The following is a 26,049-nucleotide window of genomic DNA, read 5'->3' as shown; positions in this document are numbered from 1 at the left end:
AACACCGCTGCAGCGTCAAGGACGACAGGTCATCAGGCCCGATCGACAGGGAAAGCCATAACCTCGCTCAATCGCTCCGCTCCTAGGGCCAGCATCACTAAACGATCGACACCCAGCGCAACGCCGGAGCAATCTGGCATACCGTGCTGTAACGCTGCGATCAGATTCACATCGATTGGATTTTGCGGCAACCCCAGAACGGCGCGGCGGCGATTATCCTGTTCAAAGCGTTTTAACTGCTCATTGGCATCGGTCAGCTCGCGGAAACCGTTGGCTAACTCCATGCCTTTGAAGTACACCTCGAAACGCTCAGCTACCCGATGGTCTTCGGTACTGATTTCAGCTAATGACGCTTGAGACGCGGGGAAATGATACACAAAGGCCGGTTTTTCACGGCCAATATGCGGTTCTACGCCAACGGTGAACAGCAGCTGTAACAGCGTGTCGCGGTCGTCTTCTGTATCGGCGATGTTGCTCAAATCCAGCTTCGCTGCCGCTTCCCGCAGTTGGGTTTTGTCCGCTGACAGTGGATCGACATCCAAATGGCGCAGGAAAGCCTGCTGATAAGACAGCGTTTCTGCGCTGCTACAATCCAGAATCTGCTGTAGCAGGTCATCGACCTCATTCATTAAGCGATACATATCATAATGAGGACGATACCATTCGAGCATGGTGAACTCGGGATTATGGTGACGACCGGCCTCTTCATTGCGGAAACTACGACCCAATTGATAAATGGAGCCGCTGCCAGCCGCCAGTAGGCGCTTCATGTGATATTCCGGACTGGTCATCATGTACAGCGTCATGCCATCGGCAGCACCCGGGCCAACAAACCGGGTTTCAAAAGGAGACAGGTGGATATCTGTCACTGTCGCTTGGCTCATGGCTGGCGTTTCAACTTCTAATACGCCACGATCGGCAAAGAACCGTCGTATTTCTGCCATTATTGCTGCGCGTTTCAACAAATTGGCGATAGGTGCACTTGGCTGCCAGCTTGCCGTTTCGCTCATGGTGGTTAACTCCGAAATCAAACAGGGGATGCAGTCTACTCGCATCCTATCAGGCAAACAAATTTGCGACAAAGATTGCCTATTTATGCCACAAATTCAGCATAACCCGCCGTCAAAAATCCTTAGCAACAGCAGATCCTGTCTGCGATCACGTTTCTGCCAGTTAGCCCGCGCGCAGAGGTTCAAATAAAACAAAACAATCGATCACATCAAATTTCTACTACTTATGATTAGGTATACTCATTCCCATACAAAAAGTAAGAAATTGCTATTCTTAATGAGTTCCCCCTTGCATCGAGCAATTGATTAGCAAGGAAATAATATTAAAAACCATATTAAGAATAGACATTCCTTTTATATAGCCGAGGCCATTGAAGTTACAGGTAGGCAACTGGTAAACCGATCCCGATAAACTGATTCAGGTCTGTGATTTGGTTGAGAAAATACAGTTAACCCACCGCAGCTTCAGGTACCAAGGTTATAAGAATTTAACTTGAACAATGGAGAAGCGCAGTGCAAACCTTTAACGCCGACCTTGCCATTATCGGGGCCGGGGGTGCTGGTTTACGTGCAGCAATAGCCGCAGCGGAAGCCAACCCCCAACTGAAGATTGCTCTTATCTCGAAAGTTTACCCAATGCGTAGCCACACCGTGGCCGCCGAAGGGGGATCAGCCGCCGTCACTCAGGACCACGATTCTTTCGACTACCATTTCAACGATACGGTTGCTGGCGGCGACTGGCTCTGTGAACAGGATGTCGTTGACCACTTTGTTCACAGTTGCCCGGAAGAAATGGCGCAGCTGGAAATCTGGGGATGTCCGTGGAGCCGTAAACCCGATGGTTCTGTAAACGTTCGTCGTTTTGGCGGTATGAAGATTGAACGCACCTGGTTTGCCGCCGATAAAACCGGCTTCCATATGCTGCACACTCTGTTCCAAACCTCCCTGAAATATCCACAAATACAACGATTTGATGAACATTTTGTTCTCGATATCTTAGTGGATGATGGACAGGCGCGCGGCGTTGTTGCGCTGAATATGATGGAAGGCACGAAAATCCAGATTCGCGCCAATGCCGTTATCATGGCGACCGGCGGTGCCGGACGTGTCTATCGCTACAACACCAACGGCGGTATCGTCACCGGTGATGGCATGGGCATGGCTTTCCACCACGGTGTTCCACTGCGGGATATGGAGTTTGTACAGTATCACCCAACCGGCTTGCCTGGTTCAGGCATCCTGATGACCGAAGGCTGTCGTGGCGAAGGCGGTATTCTAGTGAATAAAGATGGCTACCGCTATCTACAAGACTACGGCATGGGGCCAGAAACTCCGTTGGGTAAACCAGAAAACAAATATATGGAGTTGGGGCCGCGAGATAAAGTTTCTCAGGCTTTCTGGCACGAATGGCGCGCTGGCCGCACCATTGCGACACCGCGTGGCGATGTGGTTTATCTGGATTTACGTCATCTGGGTGAGAAAAAACTGCTGGAACGCCTGCCGTTCATCTGCGAACTGGCAAAAGCCTATGTGGGTGTCGACCCGGTAAAAGATCCGATCCCAGTGCGCCCAACCGCACATTACACCATGGGTGGCATCGAAACCAATCAGCAGTGTGAAACCCGTATTAAAGGGCTATTTGCCGTCGGTGAATGTTCTTCCGTTGGTCTGCATGGTGCAAACCGCCTCGGTTCTAATTCACTAGCCGAACTGGTGGTCTTTGGCCGCGTAGCCGGTGAACAAGCCGCACAACGCGCCATGGAAAGTGGTCCAGCGAACGGCAGCGCGCTGGATGCGCAAACCCGCGACGTAGAGGCCCGCCTGACCAACCTGATGAAACAGGAAGGAACGGAGAACTGGGCTAAAATCCGCGATGAAATGGGTCTTTCCATGGAGGAAGGCTGTGGTATCTACCGTACGCCAGAACTCATGCAGAAAACCGTCGATAAGCTGGCCGAGCTGAAAGAGCGCTTTAAACGCGTGAAAATCACCGACAACTCCAGCGTATTCAATACCGACCTGCTGTACACCATCGAGCTGGGTTACGGTCTGGATGTGGCTGAATGTATGGCGCACTCCGCACTTAACCGTAAAGAGTCTCGCGGTGCCCACCAGCGTCTGGACGAAGGTTGTACCGAACGTGATGACGTCAACTTCCTCAAACATACTCTGGCCTTCCACACGCCGGGCGGCACGCCGCGCCTCGAGTATAGCGATGTGAAAATTACCAAATTGGCACCGGCCAAGCGTGTCTACGGCGCAGAAGCCACCGCGCAAGATAAGAAGACGGCACAAGATAAAAAGGATAAGGAGCAGGCGAATGGCTGATATGAAAGTCCTGAAAATGGAGATCATGCGCTACAACCCTGAACAGGATAGCGAACCTCACTTCGAAACTTTCGAAGTGCCTTACGATGAGCAAACTTCATTGCTCGATGCCTTGGGTTATATCAAGGACAATCTGGCGCCAGATCTGTCTTACCGCTGGTCTTGCCGTATGGCGATCTGCGGTTCGTGCGGCATGATGGTCAACCGGGTACCCAAACTGGCCTGTAAAACCTTCCTGCGGGAATACACCGAGGGCATGAAAGTCGAAGCCTTAGGCAACTTCCCGATCGAACGCGATCTGGTCGTAGATATGACTCACTTTATCGAGAGTCTGGAAGCCATCAAGCCTTACATTATCGGCAATAAACAAGATCCCAAAGATGGCCCAACCCGCCAGACTCCGGCACAGATGGCGAAATACCATCAGTTCTCCGGTTGTATCAACTGTGGTCTGTGCTACGCCGCTTGCCCACAGTTCGGTCTAAACCCAGAGTTCATCGGCCCGGCAGCGATTACACTGGCACACCGTTACAATCTGGATACCCGCGATCACGGCAAGAAACAGCGTATGCCGCAGCTCAACGGTAACAACGGTGTGTGGAGCTGTACCTTCGTCGGCTATTGCTCTGAAGTTTGTCCTAAACACGTTGACCCGGCCGCCGCGATTCAGCAGGGCAAGGTTGAGAGTGCGAAAGACTTCATGATCGCTATGCTGAAGCCACAATAAGGGAGGGGAAACAGCAATGACAACTAAACGTAAACCTTATGTCCGCACCATGGCCCCGAACTGGTGGCAGAAGCTGGGTTTTTACCGCTTCTATATGCTGCGTGAAGGCACCTCCGTTCCGGCGGTCTGGTTTAGTATTATCCTGATTTACGGTGTTTTCGCCCTGAAAGGTGGCCCAGCAGGCTGGGAAGGATTTGTTAGCTTCCTGCAAAACCCGCTGGTGCTACTGATTAATATCATCACGCTATTGGCCGCGTTGCTTCATACCAAAACCTGGTTTGAACTGGCACCTAAGGCCGTCAATATAGTGGTAAAAGACGACAAAATGGGACCAGAGCTGATCATTAAAACGCTTTGGGTGGTGACTATTGTGGCGACAGCGGTCATTTTGGCCGTCGCCTTAATCTAACCCGAGGGAAATAAGATGAATCAAGTTCCTAAGCGCTCCGATGAACCGATTTTCTGGGGTCTTTTTGGTGCTGGCGGCATGTGGGGAGCCATTATTGCACCGGCGATTATTCTGCTGGTTGCTATTTTGCTCCCCCTCGGCGCATATCCAGGCGACGCTTTAAGCTACGAGCGGGTTTTGGCTTTCAGCCAGAGCTTCATCGGTCGCGTCTTCCTGCTGCTGATGATTATTCTGCCGCTGTGGTGTGGCCTGCACCGTATTCATCACGCTATGCATGATCTGAAAATTCATGTGCCAGCGGGAAAATGGGTTTTCTATGGTCTGGCTGCCATCCTCAGCGTAGTTGCTGCTATTGGCGTTCTCACTCTGTAATTCTGCACAAAACGGCCTGCCTCGCGCGGGCCGTCTTCCTTTTGCTCCACTTGTCATGCCCTCCTATATTTGCATCACTGATAGATTTGCATCACTGATAAATGAGAGTTATTTTCAATAAGAACTTATCACTAACAGGATGCCTCACTATGTCTATCCCACTGTGGTCGAAAATATCAGTACTTATGTCTGCCCTGCTCTCCGTGGCGTGCAGTGTAACGCCGCCAAAAGATGTCAAAGTTGTCGATAACTTTCAGTTACCTCGCTATCTGGGCACCTGGTATGAGATTGCCCGTCTGGATCACTCCTTTGAGCGAGGTTTAGAGCAGGTGACGGCGAATTACTCGCTACGCAGTGATGGCGGGATAAAAGTGATTAACCGCGGCTATAACCCACAAAAACAGCGTTGGCAGGAAAGTGAAGGCAAAGGTTATTTCATTGGGGAACCCAATCGGGCGGCGCTAAAAGTCTCCTTTTTCGGCCCATTTTATGGCGGCTACAACATTTTTGAGTTAGATGAAAACTATGGCTATGCGCTAGTATGCGGGCCTAATCGTGATTATCTGTGGATTCTCTCCCGTACGCCAAACCTCAGCGCCGAAGTACGTGAAAAACTACTGTTAACTGCCAAAGGCTATGGTTTCCCAGTGGAAAAACTGATCTGGGTGAAGCAGGAATAAGCGAGAGCTGAGATTGAAAAAGGGTCGAAGATCGACCCTTTTCTATTCTGATATTTATCAATTCGTTAACGTTTAGCTTAGCTCGCTAATTTCAAACCGACAATACCAGCGACAATCATGCCTAAGCTAAGCAAACGTGCCGCGCTAGCGGACTCACCGAGCAGCACAATACCTAAAATGGCCGTACCCACCGCGCCAATTCCAGTCCAAACCGCATAAGCGGTTCCCGCAGGCAGGCTTTTCATTGCATGAGCCAATAGCACCACGCTCACAACCATCGCCGCCAGCGTAATAATACTGGGCGCCAAACGAGTAAAACCCTGAGTATATTTTAAGCCAACAGCCCAAATAATCTCTAATAATCCGGCAATAACCAGAATAACCCAAGCCATAGTAATCATCCTAATGGGAGGGGTCGTCCCCAGATAGCAGCGGTTTTGCCGGGTCGTCCCGGACTGCAAATAAAACCGTGTTTAAATTAGCACGACGCCTAACGGTCATCAATAAGTTAGCAGGAATAACCTTACGCCGAAGAAAAGCTAAGGAATGCGATAGAACGATATAACAGGAATGACCTTCACCCGTTAAAATTTAATAAAACCATTAAAAGAATAAAAAAACAAAAATTAAATATCTAAAATTATTAATCAGCTATTGAAGTACATATAATCACCACTAGGAATAACCTTAAACACCTAATTAAGAATAGTCCTAGCATGGTTATATTTCATTTCCATTATCTTAATCACAATTTATTTATTGATTTTACAAAAACACGCCAAAGAAAATTCCATTAAATTCATTATTTAACACTAGTTCACAGCTATTTTTTTTGCAAAATTCGATCTTATATTTCAATATTTACTTTAGAGACAAATAATTATCCTAAATTAGCACAATCATCGATCGAATATAATGTAAAAAACAAAATTTGCAGTATATTAAGCCGAGAATTAAGCTAGGTAATTAAATTCATGATTTAACAAATCAGGGCTTCGCCTGCTTATTCCCCACGCCAGTAATATGTGGAATTTAACAACATCATTTTTATCTCAAGGATTTGATAATGAAAAAGTTATTATTAACTGCTGTTATTGCAGCATCTTTCTCTGCGGCTGTTCATGCGGCACCACCTGCTGCCGGTTCCCCTGGAACCATTCGTTTTGAAGGCGAAATCGTCACCGGCGCCTGCGGTATTGACTCTAATTCTTTAGATCAAACCGTTAATTTAGGTCAGGTTCCTTCCCATTTATTTACGGCAAAAGGTGACCGCTCGACTGCTGCTAAGTTCGATATCGTACTGACCGACTGCGATACCACTACGTCTAAAAATGCCACCGTAACCTTTACCGGTGCCGGCCACTCAGAAAATAGCGAACTGTTAGGCGTTACCGGCGCAGCAACTCACGTGGGTATCCGTCTACAGGCCGGCAATAATGAATATCTGGCATTAGGTACCGCCACTAAACCTATTATGTTGAGCAACGGGGATAACCGACTGCAATTTTCGGCCATGTATGAAGCCACTGATGCTGGCGTAACCGCAGGTGACGCAGATTCTACAGCGCAATTTACCGTTAATTATCTCTAATAAGACTCAACGGCTTTAATATTAAGGGGGAATATATTCCCCCTAAACATACAGGGCAAGAATTGTGAAAACTTATAGCTTTTATAAGTGGGTACTCTGCGTACCTTTTTTTGCCTTCGAGGCTGTTGGCGTAGAGTTTAATACTGAATTTTTAAAAATTGGTGAACAAGGTCAGGCTGACCTTTCACAATTCTCTGCGCCCGATCGATTGGCTCCGGGAAATTATCTCGTCGATATAGTTGTAAATAATAACTACTACAAACAACAAGAAATTAACTTTGTCGAAAATACGACACATCCGCAAACACAACCTTGTTTGCCACGCAGTCTGATTAACACTTTTGGTTTGAAACAAGAATATATCTCATCTCTGCCTGAACACTCATGCTTAATGCCTGCTGATTTACCCGGTATTACCGCACGTTATTATAAGAATAACGGCCAGTTGAAAATTACCGTGCCGCAATCCCTATTGGAATATTATGACAAAAATTATACTCCACCAGAACAATGGGATAACGGTATTGCCGGCCTGATGATGGATTACCGCATCATCGGAAATACACGCCAGAATAAACATGAGGATAGAGTTAATTCCCTTTCTGCATTTGGCACCACTGGGGCTAATTTAGGTGCATGGCGCTTTCGCGGCGACTATCAGTTTGCTAATTACAGTAATAACGAAGGCAATCAATCTTTAGATTTTAATAACATCCATGCCTTTCGTCCGTTGCCCTCAATAAAATCGCAGCTCACTTTGGGGCAAACCTATTTAACCTCGGATATTTTCGACACGCTCAGTTACAGCGGCATCAAGCTCGCCAGCGACGAGCGTATGCTGCCACCCAGCCTGCGCGGCTACGCGCCGCGGATCACCGGTATCGCTAAAACGAATGCCAAGGTAACCGTCAGCCAACAGGGTAGAACCATTTATTTAACCACCGTGCCGCCCGGTCCGTTCAATATTCAGGATTTGAGCAGCGCCGTACAAGGCGAGCTACAGGTCAGCGTTGAAGAAGAAGACGGTTCCACCAGCCAATTTACCGTGAACACCGCTTCAGTTCCCTTTCTAACGCGAGAGGGGCAAATTCGCTATAACACCGCGATGGGTAAACCGACCAACGGCGGCAATCACGTACAAAACCCATTTTTTACCATGGGTGAAATCTCCTATGGCCTCAGCAGCACCTGGTCTGCCTACGGTGGCACCATTCTGGCTAACGATTACCATTCTGCCGCCGTTGGTCTGGGTAAAGATTTATATCAATTCGGCGCAGTTTCGCTCGATGTGACCCAAGCTCGCGCGACTTTGGAAGATCAACAATATCTTGGTCATTCCTATCGTTTTAACTATGCCAAACGTTTCGACAGCCTCGATGCCGATATCCGCTTCTTTGGCTATCGTTTTTCCGATAAGAAATTCATTTCCCTCAGCGAATTTACCCATGCCAGCAACGGGGTATTACAGCGAGATAATAAACAACGCTACTCGCTCGTTACGGCTAAACAGTTCGATGGATTTTCTACCTATCTTTCTTATACCCACGATGCGTACTGGAACGCTAAATCCAGCGAACGTTTCGATCTTTCTGCCAGCACGCTATTTGACATTGAGCAATTCAAAAATGTCTCTCTCAATATTTCCCTGTCTTATAACAAAGATCAGGATCGTAACGATCTGGTGAGTTATTTGGGGATCAGCATACCTCTCGAAGGGCAGACCCGCGTGAGCTATAACCAGCAAACTGGCCGTGGTCGCTTTGACCAAACCGTGTCTCTACGACAAAACCGAGGTAAGGACGATTATTACCAGCTAACTACCGGCGGCCAGCAAAATAACGCGCTGGTCAGCGGTTTCTATCAGCATAAATCAGATGCTTATCAGCTGGGATTAAGCGGCAGTTATGTATCTGACAGCTATCATTCCGCTAGCGCTAATCTCAGCGGTTCTATGGTCAGTACTTTGCACGGCTCCGCGCTACATTCCTCTGGTAGTTCCGGCAATACACGCTTATTGGTTGATACCCACGGTGTTTCAGATGTGACCTTTAATAACGGTAAAAACCACACTAATTCATTCGGTTATTCCATTATCGATGGCGCTCCTCCCTATGAAAATTTCGAGGCGCGAGTGGATATGAATAACCTCCCCGCGAATGCCGAAGCCCATGCGCCGATCCGCAGCCTAGTACTGACTGAAGGTGCCATCGGCTATCTGCCGTTTGAAATGAATCAGGGCAGCAAGCTGTTGGTATTACTAAAGGATTACCGGGGTGTTTCCGTGCCGTTCGGGGCCGAAGTCACCAATACCCAAACCGGTAAAGCTAACGCCATTGTCGGCGAAGACGGCTTGACCTACCTGATCGGCGTGAAACCAGAGAGTCAGCTTAAAGTTCGCTGGTCGGATAAAAGCTGCACCCTCGTCCTGCCGCAGGTATTGCCTGACACCGTTACGACGCCTCAACCCATAAGTTGCCGCTAACCCTTTTGTTAAAAATGACGCTTAGGAATTGAATATGAAGAGAACATTACATCGCTATTTCATCACCATACTGACGCTGCTTTTCTGCGTTGGACTAAGCTCTGCTCAGGCGGCTCTGGTATTGGATCGCACACGGATCATTTATCAGGAAGGCGCGCAGTCTATTAGCATCACGTTGACCAATAAGAGCACCTTGCCTTATGTGGCGCAGTCTTGGATCGAAGATAGCGAAGGGAAAAAGATCGCTTCGCCTTTTCTAGCATTACCTCCGTTACAACGAGTGGAGCCAGGCGATCGCAACGTCGTTCGCGTCACCCTCCTACCGGATAACACGATCCCTAAAGATCGAGAGTCAGTTTTTTATTTAAATATTCGCGAAATCCCGCCGAAAACAGATAAACCGAACGCATTGCAAATTGCCCTGCATTCTAAAATCAAATTATTTTACCGGCCTACCGCCATTATTCCTCCGCGCGGGGAAAATAATGCCGCCAAACTGGCCATCACCACCCAAGGTAAACAGCTCACCATTAAAAATACGACGCCGCTGCATGTCACCTTAGTGGCCATCGCCATAGGAGCCGGAAAGTCCCCGCTGGTATTTGAACCAAAAATGTTATCGCCAGGAGAAAGCATCGTTGTACCCACCAACCGTCCTGTTAACGGCCGAATTTATATATCTCATATGAATGATTATGGTGGCCAGCAGGATACCGCCTACGATTGCTTAGCTTCTCAATGCACCAGTAACGATAAGCAGAGGTCATAATGCGACGTTTAGCCTCTCTTCTTTGCCTAGGTATGGCTTTGGCCTTTCTGTCACCCACCGTTTGGGCCCTGGCCTGCGTTCGCACCGATGGCAGCGGTTTAACTCTGACCGAAAGTATCGGCTCAACGGTCAAAGTACCCACCACTCTCCCCGATTACAGCGTGATTTGGCGTGGCCCCACACGGAGTATTTCCGCTCGCTGTTATCGCGATAACAATATTCGCGAAATGGAGAACGTTTACTTCTACGTCAATCCCAGAAACACCAACCCATTGAACTGGGGAATTGAATTCGGCATGCGTTTTAACGGCATTGACCAGTGGCCGCAGGGCGGCGGCGATGGTGCGGGAATTAATACCGGTAGCGTGATACCAGCCTGTAAAGCGGGAATTCCGCTAGCACAGTGTCCTGATGTCACCTTTGCCGTCACCTTTCAGCCGATTATCCGCAAACGTGGGCTGGACCCGTTCTCACCAACGCCGGATAGCACCTATACCCTGTACCAACTGGACGGCAAATACGGGCTAAATAACGCTCGCGCCAATTTTACCTATGTTATTACCGACTTAAATCTCATTACCGCAACCGACTGTACCGTGGATGTCACCATTACACCGTCCCCCGGTGTCGTCGATTTCGGCACCGTGCAGAAGACGCCTACCGGTTTTTCACCGGCGGTACCGAAACAGTTTTTTTCACTGGTTCTGGATAAAAGCGGCTGTAAAACACCGATTAAAATTAACGGCTATATCACGACTCCCAATGCTTATGGCGACTATCTGCTACCCAGCGCAGACAGTGGCTTTGGTATCAAACTAACCGATCTGGCAACCAATAATCAGATTCCATTGGCTAAACCGTTCTTTTTAGCAGATTTCACCGCGTTAGATACACAGCACGAAGTGTTACTCAGCGCTGAGCTGGTCCCTCTCGGCGAAATTAAAGTCGGGCCATTTTCTGCCACTGCGACGGTGGAAATTCTCTATCTCTAAACTTCGGGACAGATGCGGTTGAACGTCCTTCATATGGATTTGTAGGGGATTGAAATGAAGAAAGTCGTATTGATTGACCCATGCCGCTTTAGCCGCGTTGGGGTGGAGTGGCTAATTAACTCGCGGGCACAGGTAGCCTTGGCGCAAACGAATAATCTGGTGGTCGCTGATGCGCAAATTAAACTGTGGCGACCCCAACTGGTTATTGCCGATCTCTACCCTTACTTTCTCGAGATGCATAACCCCAAGATTCTGGAATCGCTATTACGCGCCTGCTCATACAGTAAATTATTGGTTTATCTAAACTCTCCTTCCCCACGTATTAGTAAATACCTATTGGATCGCGGCGCCTGGAAAGTGATTACTAAGCAACAGGAAATAACCCAGTTGGAAAAGCTGCTTGATGCGGCCTTATGCAACCCCATGGGGAACTATTCAGAGCCGCCGTTGCAGTCTGCCCCAGTGTTATTTAGCCATAGGGAAGAATCCATTTTACATTACTGGCAGGAAGGCCTGCCTAACAAGCAAATAGCCAAGATGCTAAATATCCACGTTAAAACGGTGTACACGCACAAACGCAATATTCGCCTCAAACTGGGGGCAAGTAATCGTCTTTCACTTTATCTGGATTTAGCCAACAATCAGGGAGTCTAAATAAAACACCCGGCAGTAACGTGGCTCGTTACCGCCGGCCTTGACGTATTAGGACACACGTTGGTTTATTCCGCGCTGCGCTCAATAGCACTACCTGCTTTTTGCACGTCTTTACCAATACCTTGGGTGGTGTTGCAGGCGCTTAGGAAGGAAATAACCAAAAGAGAGAAGATAACTGCGAGGCTTTTTTTAAGCATAGTAAAAATCCTTATAGGATGAGAAATAGCACAATCCTATTAAGGTTAGTCTAAAATAGACAAATCTACCCACTCAGCCAGAATCTGGCTATGTTGCATATTTTGCTTGCGATATAAACAACAAATTCATTCAACGTAGATTCAGGCTCAGCCTCTAATAATAGGGATAATACCCTGATATTAATTTTAATATTATTATTCACCACTAAGGTAAGATAAAAGTTATTAACCAGAATAGTTAAAATAAAGTATCAATTTCTTTTTATAATTCATAGGGTAACTTAATAACATCGTTGTGACTTGATCAGCACAAAATATTTAAAGTACAAATAAAATCTGCTCAAATAAAAACACCCCAATATTTGGGCATACTAGCCAATTATTGGGGCGTAATATCAATTAACTGCCTGATACATTCAAAACAGTTAATCAATGGCACATATCTTAAATGCTTCTACGACAATTACTTGACGCGAGAAACATATTCGCCAGAGCGGGTGTCAACTTTGATGACTTCGCCAACCTGTACGAACAATGGCACTTTAACCACTGCGCCGGTGCTCAGGGTTGCAGGCTTGCCGCCGGTACCAGCAGTGTCACCTTTCAGGCCTGGATCGGTATCAGTGATTTCCAGCTCTACGAAGTTTGGTGGAGTCACAACGATAGGCTGACCGTTCCACAGGGTAACGATACATTCAGCCTGATCGATTAACCATTTGGCGTTTTCGCCTACGGCTTTAGCATCTGCTGCCAGCTGTTCGAAAGTTTCGTTGTTCATGAAATGCCAGAACTCACCGTCGTTGTACAGGTAAGTCAGGTTCATATCCATGACGTCTGCGCCTTCCAGAGAGTCGGTAGATTTAAAGGTTTTTTCCAACTGTTTGCCAGTCAGAAGGCGACGCATTTTCACGCGCGCAAAAGCCTGGCCTTTACCTGGCTTCACGAACTCACTTGATTCAACGGCGTAAGGTTCGCCTTCGAACATGATTTTAAGACCGGGACGGAAATCGTTGCTAGAATAAGTCGCCATAATGGCCCTCTGAATATTGAAACTGGTGTTAAGCCCAAAAAATGGCAAACATTGTAACCCGAAACATGCCAATTAGAGAAGATTGGTTGCAGCAACTCGCCGATGTAATTACCGATCCTGATGAATTACTCCGTCTTTTAGCGCTAAATGATCATGCCGAGCTACAGCAAGGTAGAGACGCCCGTCGCCTGTTTCCGCTGCGCGTGCCCCGCGCCTTTGCTGCGCGGATGCGTAGCGGCGATGCAAAAGATCCTTTATTGCTACAAGTCCTTACCGCACGCGAAGAGTTCGTCACCGCTCCCGGTTTTACTACCGACCCGCTGGATGAACAGCGCAGTGTTGTTCCGGGCTTGCTGCACAAATACCGTAATCGCGCACTGCTGCTGGTAAAAGGCGGCTGCGCCGTTAACTGTCGTTACTGCTTCCGCCGTCATTTTCCTTATCAGGACAATCAAGGCAACAAGGCCAACTGGCAACAGGCTTTGGACTATATTGCTCTCCACCCAGAACTGGATGAGATTATTTTCTCCGGCGGCGATCCGCTGATGGCCAAAGATCACGAACTGGATTGGCTGCTCACCCAGTTAGAGGCCATTCCACACCTGAAACGCCTGCGCATTCACACCCGTCTACCGGTTGTTATTCCTGCGCGCGTTACCTCTACCCTGTGTCAGCGGTTTGTGGATTCTCGCTTGCAGGTACTGATGGTGACGCATATCAATCATCCAAATGAAATCGACCAACCGCTGCGTGACAGCATGACGCGCCTCAAACAGGCCGGCGTAACTCTACTGAATCAAAGTGTATTACTGCGGGATGTAAATGACGATGCCGACGTGCTGGCAGCGTTAAGTAATGCGCTGTTTGACGCAGGAATTCTGCCGTATTACATCCATGTGCTGGATAAAGTACAGGGCGCTGCGCATTTTATGGTGGATGATGATGAGGCAAGATTGCTAATGAAAGGGCTACTCAGTCGGGTTTCTGGTTATCTGGTGCCAAGGCTAGCGCGGGAAATTGGCGGGGAGCCGAGTAAAACGCCTTTGGATTTACGTTTGACGCAAAGCTAGCCTGCAAAATAAATCAGGAGATACCTTGGCATCTCCTGATGATTTATTTCTTTTCGCTTAAACTCTGGTCAGCAAAGGTTATGGGCACTTATAAACCTGGCCAACCATCTTGCTGTCTAACGGAGCGAAGCTGGACAAGAAGGTCTCGCTCGGGCTGGTTGCACCAAAAATCACGTTGCCGCCCATCGCTGCCGCTTTATTACGCAGATCGTTGGCTGCTCCGCGCATAGAACTGCTTTCACCGCCCTGACCGGATAACCAGTTGCTTTGGCTGCCGCTGACTTCGCCAACTAACTGGCATTCGCTGCCAGGCTTAGTATCTGAGAACTTAACCTGCTCGCCAGCCGCAGTTAGCTGGGTGGTAGAGCTACAGCCAGCCAGCAACATTGCCGCTGAAAGACCAAGTAATACTTTAATCCGCATTTTTTTCCCCATCAGATATTGAGAATCACGCCAAAGTTTACCAGAAAGCAAAGTCGCCGCTTAGGCATCCGTTGCCACATTTATCTGGGCAATAATAGTCTACAGTTTACACGCTAACTCTGCGCTGTGGCTAAAAAAATCCCAGTGGGCATCACATGGCGGAATTAAGCCACCCATTAAATTCATTAAATAAAGAGATAACCCTAACATCCGTTAACAAGATTATATCTACGGAGAAATACGGATTTCATCAATTTAGCAACAAGTGAAGGAAAGGTGCGGGATTGTTGATTATGGCAAAGTTGGCCGTGATAGAGCCGGAGTAGAGAAGGAGAAAAGAAAAAAGCGAGCAGATTTCCCCGCTCGCTTTAGGTTTATAGCTTATTCGCAATCAATGAAGCTATAGGGTGTGGGGCATTACATCATGCCGCCCATACCGCCCATGCCACCCATGCCGCCAGCGCCCATGTCAGCGCCTTTATCGTCGCGTGGCAGGTCAGTGATCATGCACTCGGTGGTGATCATCAGGCCAGCGATAGAAGCTGCGTATTGCAGAGCTGAACGGGTAACTTTGGTTGGATCCAGAATACCCATTGCAATCATATCGCCGTACTCTTCTGAGTAAGCGTTATAACCGTAGCTGCCTTCGCCTGCTTTCACGTTGTTCGCGATAACAGAAGCTTCTTCACCGGCGTTAACCACGATCTGACGCAGTGGAGCTTCCATTGCGCGCAGCGCAACTTTGATACCCACGTTCTGATCTTCGTTATCGCCTTTCAGGTTAGAGATAGCGTGAGCTGCACGAATCAGTGCAACACCACCACCCGCTACTACGCCTTCTTCTACCGCAGCACGAGTTGCGTGCAGAGCATCTTCAACGCGAGCTTTCTTCTCTTTCATTTCAACTTCGGTTGCTGCGCCAACTTTGATAACCGCAACGCCACCAGCCAGTTTAGCTACGCGTTCTTGCAGTTTTTCTTTGTCGTAGTCAGAAGTTGCTTCTTCGATCTGAGCACGGATCTGAGCAACACGGCCCTGGATCGCAGCTTCGTCACCCACACCGTCGATGATGATAGTGGTGTCTTTGTTGATCACAACGCGTTTTGCCTGACCCAGATCTTCCAGAGTGGTTTTTTCCAGTTCCAGACCGATCTCTTCAGAAATAACGGTACCTGAAGTCAGAGTCGCGATGTCTTGCAGCATAGCTTTACGACGGTCGCCGAAGCCAGGTGCTTTAACCGCAGCAACTTTCACGATGCCACGCATGGTGTTAACTACCAATGTTGCCAGCGCTTCGCCTTCAACATCTTCAGCGATGATCAGCAGTGGTTTACCGGCTTTAGCAACGGCTTCCAGAACTGGCAGCATTTCACGGATGTTAGAGATTTTCTTGTCAGCCAACAGGATGAATGGGCTTTCAAGTTCAATAGAACCAGTTTCTGGTTTATTGATGAAGTAAGGAGACAGGTAGCCACGGTCGAACTGCATACCTTCTACAACGTCCAGCTCGTCTTGCAGGCCTGAACCTTCTTCAACGGTGATAACGCCTTCTTTACCAACTTTTTCCATCGCTTCTGCAATCAGTTTACCCACGGTTTCGTCGGAGTTTGCAGAAATAGTACCGACCTGAGCGATAGCTTTAGAGTCAGAGCAAGGTACAGACAGTTTTTTCAGTTCTTCAACCGCCGCGATAACGGCTTTGTCGATACCGCGCTTCAGATCCATCGGGTTCATGCCAGCAGCAACAGCTTTCAGGCCTTCAGTGATGATGGATTGAGCCAGCACGGTTGCAGTGGTCGTACCGTCACCCGCAGCATCGTTCGCTTTAGAGGCAACTTCTTTTACCATCTGAGCACCCATGTTCTCGAACTTGTCTTCCAGCTCGATTTCACGCGCGACAGAAACACCGTCTTTAGTAATAGTTGGTGAACCGAAAGATTTGTCCAGAACTACGTTACGACCTTTAGGGCCCAGGGTGACTTTAACTGCGTCAGCAAGGATATTTACGCCGCGAAGCATTTTGATGCGTGCGTCGTTACCGAATTTTACGTCTTTAGCTGCCATTGGTATTTCCTTTAAACTCGTTCAGTTCAGAAGATAGTGAGAGCGCGATTACGCTTCAACAATTGCCAGAATGTCGCTTTCGGACATGATCAACACTTCATCGTTGTCGATCTTCTCTGACTTCACGCCGTAGCCATCGTTGAAAATAACCACGTCACCTACTTTCACATCCAGTGGCTTGATTTCGCCGTTATCCAGGATGCGACCATTGCCGACGGCCAGAACTTCACCACGGGTAGATTTACCCGCTGCAGAGCCCGTCAGAACGATGCCGCCAGCAGATTTAGACTCAACTTCTTTGCGCTTGACGATAACGCGATCATGCAATGGACGAATTTTCATTGATAGCTCTCCTTTGAGAAGGTCCGTATCAGATTTAGGATTGATACCGGTCTGCCTTCATAACCAGTACCGTGGCTTTCTAAGTGGGGACGTTTGCCCCTCCCTTCAAGGGAGAAGACAAAAAATTTTTAATTTTTTTGTCTGAAAAGGGCAAATTGGGCTCACTCAGCCCCACTGCGGCCACGGTCATATTCACCATGTGATTTTATTTTTGAAAAACATAGCATTATAAAATTTCGTTGCGCTTATTTATCGTCTTTAAAACGGTCATCGCGGGAACGTTCGCTTTCTTCGTCACGGTGTTCCACGTGGAAGCGACCATCGTCCTTACGCTGAAATTCGCCGTCAAAGGTATTCCCACCCGCCGTCGGGCCAGTGCTCCCTGAACGATAAATATTTAAATGCGGCATCAGTTTCAAAGTCAGAGACTTTTGAATTGGCGGCAACAGCAATAATAAACCGAGGAAATCGGTAAAGAAGCCCGGTATCAATAACAAGAAGCCAGCCAGCACCAGAGATACACTTTTCACCATTTCTGCCGCTGGGCTTTCACCCGCAGCCAGCTTCTGTTGCATTTGCATAAAAGTTTTCACCCCCTGATTGCGCACCAGAGACACACCCACGCAGGAGGTAAAAATCACCAACAGTAAAGTAACCAACACGCCTAAAGCGGCTGCCACCTTGATAAATATCGATATTTCTATGTAAGCCAATAAAAATATCAGCATGAACGGTAACCAACGCACCGTACTCTCCTTATTCAGTTCATTTAGCTTCCGTCGAGGGCCGTATCAGGGCACTTCAGACGAAAACCATGAGAATGGGGGCAACGCCGCCGCGGCGCATTATGCCGACTACACTAACGTGGTGGTGCTCATGACATTTTTCAAGCAGTCCACTCTCTTTTATTAAGGTTTTATCTAACTGTGAGAACAATCACAGATATCAAATCCTGTTGATTAATTACCACCATATAGTGATCTGAGTTCAAGGCATTTATCTACAAGCAGCATATGATCGTGGCAGCAATAAGTTGAACGGTTAATCCTTCCGCACTTGTTGCCCACGGCGACATAAATTATTCAACAAGCAAATAATTAGACAGCACAATAGAGAAGGTTCTCATGTCAAATAACATTCGTATCGAAGAAGACCTGTTAGGTACACGAGAAGTCCCCGCAGAGGCTTACTACGGTGTTCATACCCTGCGTGCGATTGAAAACTTCTACATCAGCAATAGCAAAATCAGTGACGTGCCTGAATTTGTCCGCGGTATGGTGATGGTAAAAAAAGCCGCCGCGATGGCTAACAAAGAATTACATACCATCCCACACAAAATTGCTGACGTCATCATTCGGGCGTGTGACGAAGTTCTGGATAAAGGCAAATGCATGGACCAGTTCCCGGTCGATGTATTCCAGGGCGGTGCAGGTACCTCATTAAATATGAATACCAACGAAGTTCTGGCCAACATTGGTCTGGAACTGATGGGGCATCAAAAGGGTGAATATCAGTACCTGAACCCTAACGACCATCTGAATAAGTGCCAGTCTACCAACGATGCCTACCCTACCGGTTTTCGCATCGCGGTTTACGCATCTATCATGAAATTGATCGATGCTATCAACCAGTTAGGTGACGGCTTCGGTAAAAAATCCAAAGAATTCGAAACCATTCTGAAAATGGGTCGTACCCAATTGCAGGATGCTGTACCTATGACTCTGGGTCAGGAATTCCGCGCATTCCAGGTATTACTAAACGAAGAAACCAAAAACCTGCAACGCACCGCCGAACTCCTGCTGGAAGTGAATCTGGGCGCGACCGCTATCGGTACCGCACTGAACACTCCTGAAGGTTATTCCGAATTGGCCGTGAAGAAATTGGCTGAAATCAGTAATCTGCCAGTAGTTCCAGCAGAAGATTTGATTGAAGCAACTTCTGACTGCGGCGCTTACGTGATGGTACACAGTGCGCTGAAACGCCTGGCTGTTAAGATGTCAAAAATCTGTAACGACCTGCGCTTGCTGTCCTCCGGCCCACGTACCGGTTTGAATGAAATCAACCTGCCAGAATTGCAGGCTGGTTCTTCTATCATGCCAGCTAAAGTCAACCCGGTGATTCCAGAAGTTGTGAATCAGGTTTGCTTTAAGGTGATTGGAAACGACACTTGCGTTACTATGGCGGCCGAAGCGGGCCAGCTCCAGTTGAACGTTATGGAGCCGGTGATTGGTCAGGCGATGTTCGAATCTATCCACATCCTGACTAACGCTTGCTACAATTTGCTGGAGAAATGCATTAATGGCATTACGGCAAATAAAGAAGTTTGCGAAAGCTACGTGTTTAATTCCATCGGTATTGTAACTTATCTGAACCCTTTCATTGGCCACCATAATGGTGACATCGTTGGGAAGATCTGTGCGGAAACCGGTAAAAATGTGCGGGAAGTCGTTCTTGAACGCGGCCTGCTAACTGAAGCCGAGCTGGATGATATTTTCTCCGTTGAGAACTTGATGCACCCAGCCTACAAAGCAAAACGCTATACCGATGAAAACGAACAATAAAATAACCATCCGGTAGCCCTTAAAGGCACGCTAGCTCCTCTGGACAGCGTGCCTTTTTACTTTCTGACAAACACAACTTCATAACTTTTTATTTTCATTTCATTCAAGGAGTAAACACTATGATAGCCGTAGAATTAGTCATTGTTCTGCTGGCCATTTTTTTAGGGGCCAGGCTGGGCGGTATCGGGATAGGGTTTGCAGGGGGCATTGGCGTATTGGTTTTAGCCATTGTTGGTGTAAAACCCGGCAGTATTCCCTTTGACGTTATTTCAATCATTATGGCTGTAATTGCCGCTATCTCTGCGATGCAGGTCGCAGGCGGTATGGATTATCTGGTACAGCAAACTGAGAAATTGCTGCGTAAAAATCCAAAACACATCACTATTCTGGCTCCTCTGGTCACCTATTTTCTGACCATTTTTGCCGGTACAGGGAACATCTCTCTTTCCGCATTACCCGTGATTGCCGAAGTGGCGAAGGAGCAAGGCATAAAACCTTGCCGTCCGCTGTCTACGGCAGTGGTTTCAGCGCAAATCGCCATTACGGCATCTCCGATTTCTGCCGCCGTGGTCTATATGTCCTCGGTAATGGAAGGCCACGGAGTTAGCTATTTGCATCTGCTGATGATCGTTATTCCATCCACGCTGTGCGCCGTATTCTTAATGTCGCTGATCGTGTCATGGTGTTTTAACTCCAAACTGTCCGATGACCCTGTTTATCTAAAACGCCTCGAAGAAGGTTTGGTCACGCTGCGCGGCGACCAGGTAAAAGTGATCAAGCCTCGGGCTAAAACCTCGGTATTACTGTTCCTGCTGGGCGTTTTATGCGTGGTGGCTTATGCCATTATCAACAGCCCAAGCGTCGGTCTGGTAGAAACGCCGCTGATGAACACCACCAACGCGATTCTGATTATCATGCTGAGCGTCGCAACGCTGACCACGCTGGTCTGCTCCGTGGATACAGATGCCATCCTCAACTCCAGCACGTTTAAAGCCGGTATGAGCGCCTGTATCTGTATTCTGGGCGTGGCATGGCTGGGCGACACCTTCGTACAGCACAACCTGGTATGGATTAAAGAAACGGCGGGTGGCCTGATTCAGGCTCATTCATGGCTGCTGGCGGTGATTTTCTTCTTCTGCTCTGCGCTGCTGTACTCTCAAGCTGCGACTGCCAAGGCGCTAATGCCAATGGCAATGGCACTGAACGTTTCTCCACTGGCGGCGATTGCTTCTTTTGCAGCGGTTTCTGGTCTCTTCATTCTACCAACCTACCCAACGCTGGTTGCGGCGGTTCAAATGGACGATACCGGCACCACTCGTATTGGTCGCTTCGTCTTTAACCATCCGTTCTTTATTCCCGGCACCATTGGGGTCGCGCTGGCCGTTGTATTCGGCTTCGTGATGGGTGGCCTGGTTCTCTAGTTCTCCCCGAGGGCGCCCAGTGCGCCCTCATCAATCCCCTCTTCTTCCGCTGCATTAATCTCCATATTGGATAAATCATCTTCAGACACGCCCCTCCTTCGGGGTATAGTGCATGACTGTCAGCTTTTCCTAACGAGGTTAAAATGTCTGATTCTGATGTGATTGTCATACTGTGCACCGCACCTGATGAAGCCAGTGCTCAAGATCTCGCAGGGCGAGTTCTGGGGGAAAAGCTGGCGGCCTGCGCTACGCTGCTGCCCGGCGCAACGTCTCTTTATTACTGGGAAGGACGTTTGCAGCAGGAATACGAAGTACAAATGCTATTCAAGAGCAATAGCACCCATCAGCAGGCATTACTGAGTTTTATCAAACAACATCACCCTTACCAGACGCCAGAATTGTTGGTCTTGCCGGTTCGGGATGGAGATAAAGATTACCTGTCATGGCTCAACGCTTCTTTACACTGATACTGCTGCTGTGCAGCGCGCTACTGGCACCTCAAAGTGCTCAGGCATCTCTTTTTAGCCAAAACGGTCAGAGCCGCTTTTTGCCGGTCGATCAGGCATTTGCCTTTGATTTTAGACAACAGGGCGAGCAGCTCGATTTAAGCTGGCAAATTCACCCCGGCTATTATTTGTATCGCCAGCAGATCAAGATTGTTCCGCAGCAGGCGACTCTTGGCGCGGTGAACATTCCCGCAGGCCTTGCTCATAAAGACGAGTTCTACGGCGAAGTCGCGATTTTCAAACAGCGTCTGGATTTACAAATCCCGATAAGTCAGACAGAGAAAGGAGCCAGCGTCAGCGTGACCTATCAAGGCTGCGCGGATGCCGGATTCTGTTATCCGCCGGAAACCCGAATTGTACCGCTGAGCGCTATTGTCGCCACGGCGTACACGGCTTTGGAAACGCCAGTTACGCCACCAACACAAACCGAATCTGAACCGGCCTCATTGCCCTTCTCTCCGCTCTGGGCTCTGTTGATTGGCATAGGCATCGCTTTCACACCTTGCGTTTTGCCAATGTATCCGTTGATTTCAGCCATTATTCTTGGAAGAGAAAAACCCCATAGCCAAGGACGAATTTTCGTTTTAGCTATGGTTTACGTCCAAGGAATGGCGCTGACTTATACCTTATTAGGATTAGTGGTGGCCGCTGCCGGGCTACAGTTTCAGGCGGCGTTGCAGCATCCTTACGTACTGATTGGGCTGTCGGTACTGTTTGTGCTGCTGGCGCTATCGATGTTCGGCCTGTATTCCCTGCAATTACCAGCTTCCCTGCAAACCCGTTTAGCCGAGTGGAGCAACCATCAACGCGGCGGTTCCCTATTCGGCGTTTTTGCCATGGGAGCGCTAGCCGGATTAATTTGCTCCCCCTGTACCACTGCGCCTCTCAGCGCCATTTTGTTGTATATCGCCCAAAGCGGAAACATGCTGGCCGGCGGCGGTACGCTGTACCTGTACGCACTGGGAATGGGGATTCCACTGATTGCGGTCACGCTATTTGGCAACCGCCTGCTACCGCGCAGTGGGCCGTGGATGCAATATGTGAAAGAAGCATTCGGCTTTGTAATTCTGGCACTGCCAGTCTTCCTACTGGAACGCATTATTGGCGATATTTGGGGCATTCGCCTGTGGAGCATGCTGGCGGTAGCCTTCTTTGGCTGGGCATTTATTATCAGCTTAAAAGCGCATCAAGGCTGGGTTCGAGCGCTGCAACTTCTGCTGCTGGCAGGATTACTGATTGCAGCACGACCGTTGCAGGATTGGGCTTTTGGTCATAGTGCTACGCAGCAAACGACGATTAGCCATCTCAACTTCCAGCAGGTTAATAATCTACCGGAATTACAGGAATCGCTGGCAAAAGCGAAAGGTAAACCGGTGATGTTGGACTTGTACGCCGATTGGTGTGTAGCCTGCAAAGAGTTTGAAAAATACACCTTTAGCGATCCTAAGGTGCAATCTCAGTTAGCCAACACGGTGCTGCTACAGGCCGATGTGACAACCAATAATGCGGAAAGCGCTGCAATGCTGAAAGCGCTCAACGTACTGGGATTGCCAACCATCCTGTTTTTCGACGAACAGGGAAATGAAATGACGCCATCGCGGGTCACAGGTTATATGGATGCCGAAGCGTTTTTGCTTCATTTGCAGAATAGCCAGCGGTAATCCACACTAGCAAAACACCGATGTGGAAGGAGAAGCAACGTGCAACGAGAAGACGTTTTGAGCAGCGCCCTCAACCTGTTAGAGCAACGAGGCCTCGCAACGACCAGTCTGGAAATGCTGGCAGAAAAATTATCCTTGCCCGTCAGCGACCTTCAACGTTTCTGGCCGGATCGGGAAGCGCTGCTATACGATTGCCTGCGCTACCACGGCCAGCAAATCGACACCTGGCGTCGGCAGCTACAGCTCGACGAAAACCTGACGCCACAGCAAAAGCTGCTGGCTCGCTACCAGACACTGAATGAACAGGTTCAGCAACAGCGTTATCCCGGCTGCCTGTTTATCGCCGCCTGTAGCTTCTTCCCAGAAACCGACCATCCGATCCATCAATTGGCGGAACAGCAGAAACAGGCCTCCCTGCAATATACCGAAGAATTACTGCATGAAATGGAGGCCGACGACGTTGAAATGGTGGCACAGCAAATGGAGTTAATTCTGGAAGGCTGCCTGAGCAAGCTATTAATCAAACGTCAGCCGCAGGATGTGGAAGTGGCAAAACGTCTGGCGGAAGACGTTCTGGCCGTCGCCCAGTGCCGTAAAAACGGCGCGCTGAGTTAAGTTCCGGGTCAGCGGCTTTGCATCTATCGCGCTCAACCCGCATTATAGTGGCCCTTTATTTTCAGTAAGACTCATAGAGATTCCAGAAATGGCCCAACAAACCTCTGTTGCCGAAGTGATTTATTACCACGGCGCTGTTTATACTGCGGATCGGGATAATACGATCTGTAGCGCTATCGCTATCGGGCAGGGTTATATCCTGGCAATAGGCAGCGATGACGAGATACTTCGCCTCGCCACCCCAGAAACTCAGCTAATTGACCTGCAAGGCAAGCTGATGATGCCGGGACTGATTGACAGCCATATGCACCCGTTTTGGGGCGGCAAGCAGCTACGCGGCTGCCACCTGAACTATGCGGCGCTGACCGTTGAACAGACGCTGGCATTCATCCAACAACATCTGGATGCCGATCCAAGTCAGGGTGATACCGACTGGCTACCGGTGCGGGCGTGGCAGCGTCAGGCCATGATTCCTGTCGGCGCAGATATGAGCCGCGCTGCATTGGACACCTTAAAGACTCGCCGTCCGGTGGTGCTGTTTTCCAATGACTGCCACACTCTGGCCGCCAACAGTCGCGCACTGGAACTGTTGGGGATCGATGAAAATACCCCAACGCCGTCCGATGGAAAAATTGCCCGTGATGAGCAGGGAAAACTGACCGGAATTCTGGAAGATGCGCCCGCCATGCGCGCTTTCGATAGCATTCCATCCGGCACACCAGAGCAAAATATCAATACCGCCGCCTATGTGCAGCAGGTTTTAAATGCTCAGGGCGTTACAACGGTGATGGATACCCGCGTCTTTGCCGAACAATTATCCGCATTCGGCGCACTGCGCGATCGTGGTGAACTGACGCTGCGACTGCTGGGAGCAAAAGAAGTCACTCCCGACAGTCTGCAAGGCCCGCAGGATGCCGGACGAGCCGTTGATGAAATTGTCGCGTTTGGCCGCCAATGGGGTGATAAAAACTGGACGCCAGAGCCAGGTTTAGCTGTAGATCACGTTAAATTATTTATTGATGGTGTACTCCAACCGCCGACAATGACGGCCTCGCTGCTGGAACCCTATCGTGAAAATCGCGGTACAGCCGAGCAACCAGACTGGCAGCCAACCAAACGTTACGGCGATCTGTACTTTACGGCTCCTGTGGTGGACGCCCTGATGGTGGAATGTGCTCGCGCCGGTATGCATCCCCATACCCATACCGTCGGCGACGGTGCCATAGAAATGGTGCTCAACGCCGTTGAGAAGATGCGTGAAGCTTATCCTGAGAAGGATATTCGTCCGGGTCTGGCACACAATGAATTGGTTGCAGCCCATCAATACGAACGTTTTGCCAAACTGAAAGCTACAGCGGTGCTGTCATTTCAATGGTGTGGCCTGCCGGGAGTGTTGATCGACGAAGAGCGGGAAATGCTGGGAGAAGAACGTTTCCAGCATATGGAGCCGACCGCACGTTTCCTCGATGCGGGCGCGCGTCTGGCTTATGGCAGCGACTGGCCGATTGATCGTCTGGATGAGTGGTATAACCTTCAGGTGGGAATGACTCGTCGCGCGTGGGATAGCGAAGGAAAACCTGCTGGCCCGCGTTTAGATAACGACCGCGATTTGACGTTAATCGAAGTACTGCGAGCGGCAACTATTGACGCTGCCTATATGATTGCCAAAGAACAATACATTGGCTCATTGGAAGTCGGTAAATTTGCCGATGCAATTATTTTGAAAAATAATCTGTTTGAGCAACCGGCAGAAACCATTTATCAGACCAAAATCGAAAAAACGCTGATCGGTGGAAAAATCGTTTACCAAAGTTAATCTAACGTTATAAGAAAGGGGCAGTGCGGCGGCGCTGCCTTTTTTATTTTAGGCCATTATCACTCTTTATTAAGCATTATCACTTTGTATTTAAATAGCAGAATATAAACGCTGACCAAATTAACCAAACACACCACTTTAGGATATCTATTATTAACATTGATGAATTTTATATATTCCCAATAATTAAAAAAAATAATCGCGCTATCGCCCTTCTCTGCTAATTAAAATAAATCTTATTCACCCGTAAAAAAACCGCGTCTTTGGCTATTATTACTCTCTGTACTCACGCTAAGCTTTCCAACCCGAACCCCCTGTGTCAAAATCCG

At 48.7% G+C, this 26,049-nt stretch carries 25 protein-coding genes; 17 read left to right on the top strand and 8 right to left on the bottom strand.

All coding sequences use genetic code 11. The features are described from left to right. Nucleotides 1–32 precede the first annotated feature (32 nt). Nucleotides 33–1,010, bottom strand: coding sequence for an elongation factor P--(R)-beta-lysine ligase (epmA, locus tag AD970_RS12055; RefSeq protein WP_049599246.1), 978 nt, complete (start codon nt 1,008–1,010; stop codon nt 33–35). A gap of 513 nt (nt 1,011–1,523) precedes the next feature. On the opposite strand from epmA, the gene frdA reads away from it, so the two are divergent. From frdA to blc, 5 genes are all read left to right on the top strand, one after another. Then, nucleotides 1,524–3,338, top strand: a complete 1,815-nt coding sequence (frdA, locus tag AD970_RS12050; RefSeq protein ID WP_049599243.1) for a fumarate reductase (quinol) flavoprotein subunit — start codon at nt 1,524–1,526, stop codon at nt 3,336–3,338. Then, nucleotides 3,331–4,065: a succinate dehydrogenase/fumarate reductase iron-sulfur subunit gene (locus tag AD970_RS12045; RefSeq protein WP_049599240.1), complete on the top strand. Its 735-nt coding sequence runs from the start codon at nt 3,331–3,333 to the stop codon at nt 4,063–4,065. Before frdA ends, AD970_RS12045 begins: the two co-directional genes overlap by 8 nt. Nucleotides 4,066–4,081: 16 nt before the next feature. Further along, a complete protein-coding gene (frdC, locus tag AD970_RS12040; RefSeq protein WP_049599237.1) occupies nt 4,082–4,474 on the top strand; it encodes a fumarate reductase subunit FrdC in 393 nt (130 codons plus the stop codon). 15 nt (nt 4,475–4,489) lie between these two features. Further along, nucleotides 4,490–4,846 carry a fumarate reductase subunit FrdD gene (frdD, locus tag AD970_RS12035; RefSeq protein WP_049599234.1) on the top strand — a complete coding sequence of 119 codons (357 nt, stop codon included), beginning with the start codon at nt 4,490–4,492 and terminating at the stop codon, nt 4,844–4,846. A gap of 155 nt (nt 4,847–5,001) precedes the next feature. Further along, nucleotides 5,002–5,526 carry an outer membrane lipoprotein Blc gene (gene blc, locus AD970_RS12030; RefSeq protein WP_049599567.1) on the top strand — a complete coding sequence of 175 codons (525 nt, stop codon included), beginning with the start codon at nt 5,002–5,004 and terminating at the stop codon, nt 5,524–5,526. 77 nt (nt 5,527–5,603) lie between these two features. On the opposite strand, the gene sugE is transcribed toward blc, so the two are convergent. After that, nucleotides 5,604–5,918 (bottom strand): quaternary ammonium compound efflux SMR transporter SugE, encoded by a 315-nt coding sequence (gene sugE, locus AD970_RS12025; protein WP_049599231.1) that lies wholly within the window; start codon nt 5,916–5,918, stop codon nt 5,604–5,606. Between the two features lie 674 nt (nt 5,919–6,592). Here sugE and AD970_RS12020 point away from each other — a divergent pair. The 5 genes from AD970_RS12020 (at nt 6,593) to AD970_RS12000 (ending at nt 12,014) form a co-directional block, all read left to right on the top strand. Next, the gene (locus AD970_RS12020) at nt 6,593–7,117 is read left to right on the top strand and encodes a fimbrial protein (protein ID WP_049599227.1); all 525 of its coding nucleotides are present in this window, start codon (nt 6,593–6,595) and stop codon (nt 7,115–7,117) included. 64 nt (nt 7,118–7,181) lie between these two features. Then, on the top strand, nt 7,182–9,599 hold the full coding sequence (locus tag AD970_RS12015) for a fimbria/pilus outer membrane usher protein (protein WP_049599224.1): 2,418 nt from the start codon (nt 7,182–7,184) through the stop codon (nt 9,597–9,599). A 34-nt stretch (nt 9,600–9,633) separates the two neighbouring features. Then, entirely contained in the window at nt 9,634–10,368 is a 735-nt protein-coding gene (locus tag AD970_RS12010) for a fimbrial biogenesis chaperone (RefSeq protein ID WP_049599223.1), read from the top strand. Then, nucleotides 10,368–11,360, top strand: a complete 993-nt coding sequence (locus AD970_RS12005) for a fimbrial protein (protein ID WP_049599220.1) — start codon at nt 10,368–10,370, stop codon at nt 11,358–11,360. The genes AD970_RS12010 and AD970_RS12005 overlap by 1 nt, the downstream gene beginning before the upstream one ends. Nucleotides 11,361–11,414: 54 nt before the next feature. Continuing rightward, nucleotides 11,415–12,014: a helix-turn-helix transcriptional regulator gene (locus AD970_RS12000; protein ID WP_049599217.1), complete on the top strand. Its 600-nt coding sequence runs from the start codon at nt 11,415–11,417 to the stop codon at nt 12,012–12,014. 65 nt (nt 12,015–12,079) lie between these two features. Here AD970_RS12000 and AD970_RS11995 read toward each other — a convergent pair whose 3' ends face one another. Together AD970_RS11995 and efp are read right to left on the bottom strand one after the other, a co-directional pair. Further along, the gene (locus AD970_RS11995; RefSeq protein WP_049599214.1) at nt 12,080–12,211 is read right to left on the bottom strand and encodes an entericidin A/B family lipoprotein; all 132 of its coding nucleotides are present in this window, start codon (nt 12,209–12,211) and stop codon (nt 12,080–12,082) included. 463 nt (nt 12,212–12,674) lie between these two features. Then, nucleotides 12,675–13,241, bottom strand: coding sequence for an elongation factor P (gene efp / locus AD970_RS11990; RefSeq protein WP_049599212.1), 567 nt, complete (start codon nt 13,239–13,241; stop codon nt 12,675–12,677). A gap of 41 nt (nt 13,242–13,282) precedes the next feature. Here efp and epmB point away from each other — a divergent pair, with 41 nt between their 5' ends. Next, a complete protein-coding gene (gene epmB, locus AD970_RS11985; protein ID WP_049599209.1) occupies nt 13,283–14,311 on the top strand; it encodes an EF-P beta-lysylation protein EpmB in 1,029 nt (342 codons plus the stop codon). 78 nt (nt 14,312–14,389) lie between these two features. Here the strand turns inward: epmB and AD970_RS11980 are convergent, their stop codons facing one another. The 4 genes from AD970_RS11980 to AD970_RS11965 form a co-directional block, all read right to left on the bottom strand. Next, complete coding sequence (locus AD970_RS11980) at nt 14,390–14,734, bottom strand: DUF4156 domain-containing protein (protein WP_049599206.1); 345 nt, start codon at nt 14,732–14,734, stop codon at nt 14,390–14,392. Between the two features lie 417 nt (nt 14,735–15,151). Then, complete coding sequence (gene groL, locus AD970_RS11975; RefSeq protein WP_049599204.1) at nt 15,152–16,798, bottom strand: chaperonin GroEL; 1,647 nt, start codon at nt 16,796–16,798, stop codon at nt 15,152–15,154. 48 nt (nt 16,799–16,846) lie between these two features. Beyond that, nucleotides 16,847–17,140, bottom strand: a complete 294-nt coding sequence (locus AD970_RS11970) for a co-chaperone GroES (RefSeq protein ID WP_004722430.1) — start codon at nt 17,138–17,140, stop codon at nt 16,847–16,849. Nucleotides 17,141–17,385: 245 nt separating this feature from the next. Beyond that, on the bottom strand, nt 17,386–17,886 hold the full coding sequence (locus tag AD970_RS11965) for an FxsA family protein (protein ID WP_049599200.1): 501 nt from the start codon (nt 17,884–17,886) through the stop codon (nt 17,386–17,388). Between the two features lie 378 nt (nt 17,887–18,264). Between AD970_RS11965 and aspA the strand changes: the two genes are divergently transcribed. The 6 genes from aspA to AD970_RS11935 all read left to right on the top strand — a co-directional run bounded on the left by aspA (nt 18,265) and on the right by AD970_RS11935 (nt 25,720). Further along, entirely contained in the window at nt 18,265–19,701 is a 1,437-nt protein-coding gene (gene aspA, locus AD970_RS11960; RefSeq protein WP_049599199.1) for an aspartate ammonia-lyase, read from the top strand. A gap of 119 nt (nt 19,702–19,820) precedes the next feature. After that, nucleotides 19,821–21,122 carry an anaerobic C4-dicarboxylate transporter gene (locus AD970_RS11955; protein WP_049599196.1) on the top strand — a complete coding sequence of 434 codons (1,302 nt, stop codon included), beginning with the start codon at nt 19,821–19,823 and terminating at the stop codon, nt 21,120–21,122. 143 nt (nt 21,123–21,265) lie between these two features. Next, nucleotides 21,266–21,589, top strand: a complete 324-nt coding sequence (gene cutA / locus AD970_RS11950) for a divalent cation tolerance protein CutA (protein WP_049599193.1) — start codon at nt 21,266–21,268, stop codon at nt 21,587–21,589. Further along, complete coding sequence (locus AD970_RS11945) at nt 21,565–23,289, top strand: protein-disulfide reductase DsbD (RefSeq protein WP_049599190.1); 1,725 nt, start codon at nt 21,565–21,567, stop codon at nt 23,287–23,289. The genes cutA and AD970_RS11945 overlap by 25 nt, the downstream gene beginning before the upstream one ends. 39 nt (nt 23,290–23,328) lie before the next feature. Further along, nucleotides 23,329–23,904 carry a transcriptional regulator gene (locus AD970_RS11940; protein ID WP_049599187.1) on the top strand — a complete coding sequence of 192 codons (576 nt, stop codon included), beginning with the start codon at nt 23,329–23,331 and terminating at the stop codon, nt 23,902–23,904. Between the two features lie 88 nt (nt 23,905–23,992). Beyond that, complete coding sequence (locus AD970_RS11935; protein ID WP_049599185.1) at nt 23,993–25,720, top strand: amidohydrolase; 1,728 nt, start codon at nt 23,993–23,995, stop codon at nt 25,718–25,720. Nucleotides 25,721–26,049: the final 329 nt, after the last annotated feature.

Source organism: Yersinia nurmii, from assembly GCF_001112925.1.
In the GTDB taxonomy this organism is placed as follows: Bacteria; Pseudomonadota; Gammaproteobacteria; order Enterobacterales; family Enterobacteriaceae; genus Yersinia; species Yersinia nurmii.
This window is presented reverse-complemented; position numbering and strand designations above follow the sequence as displayed.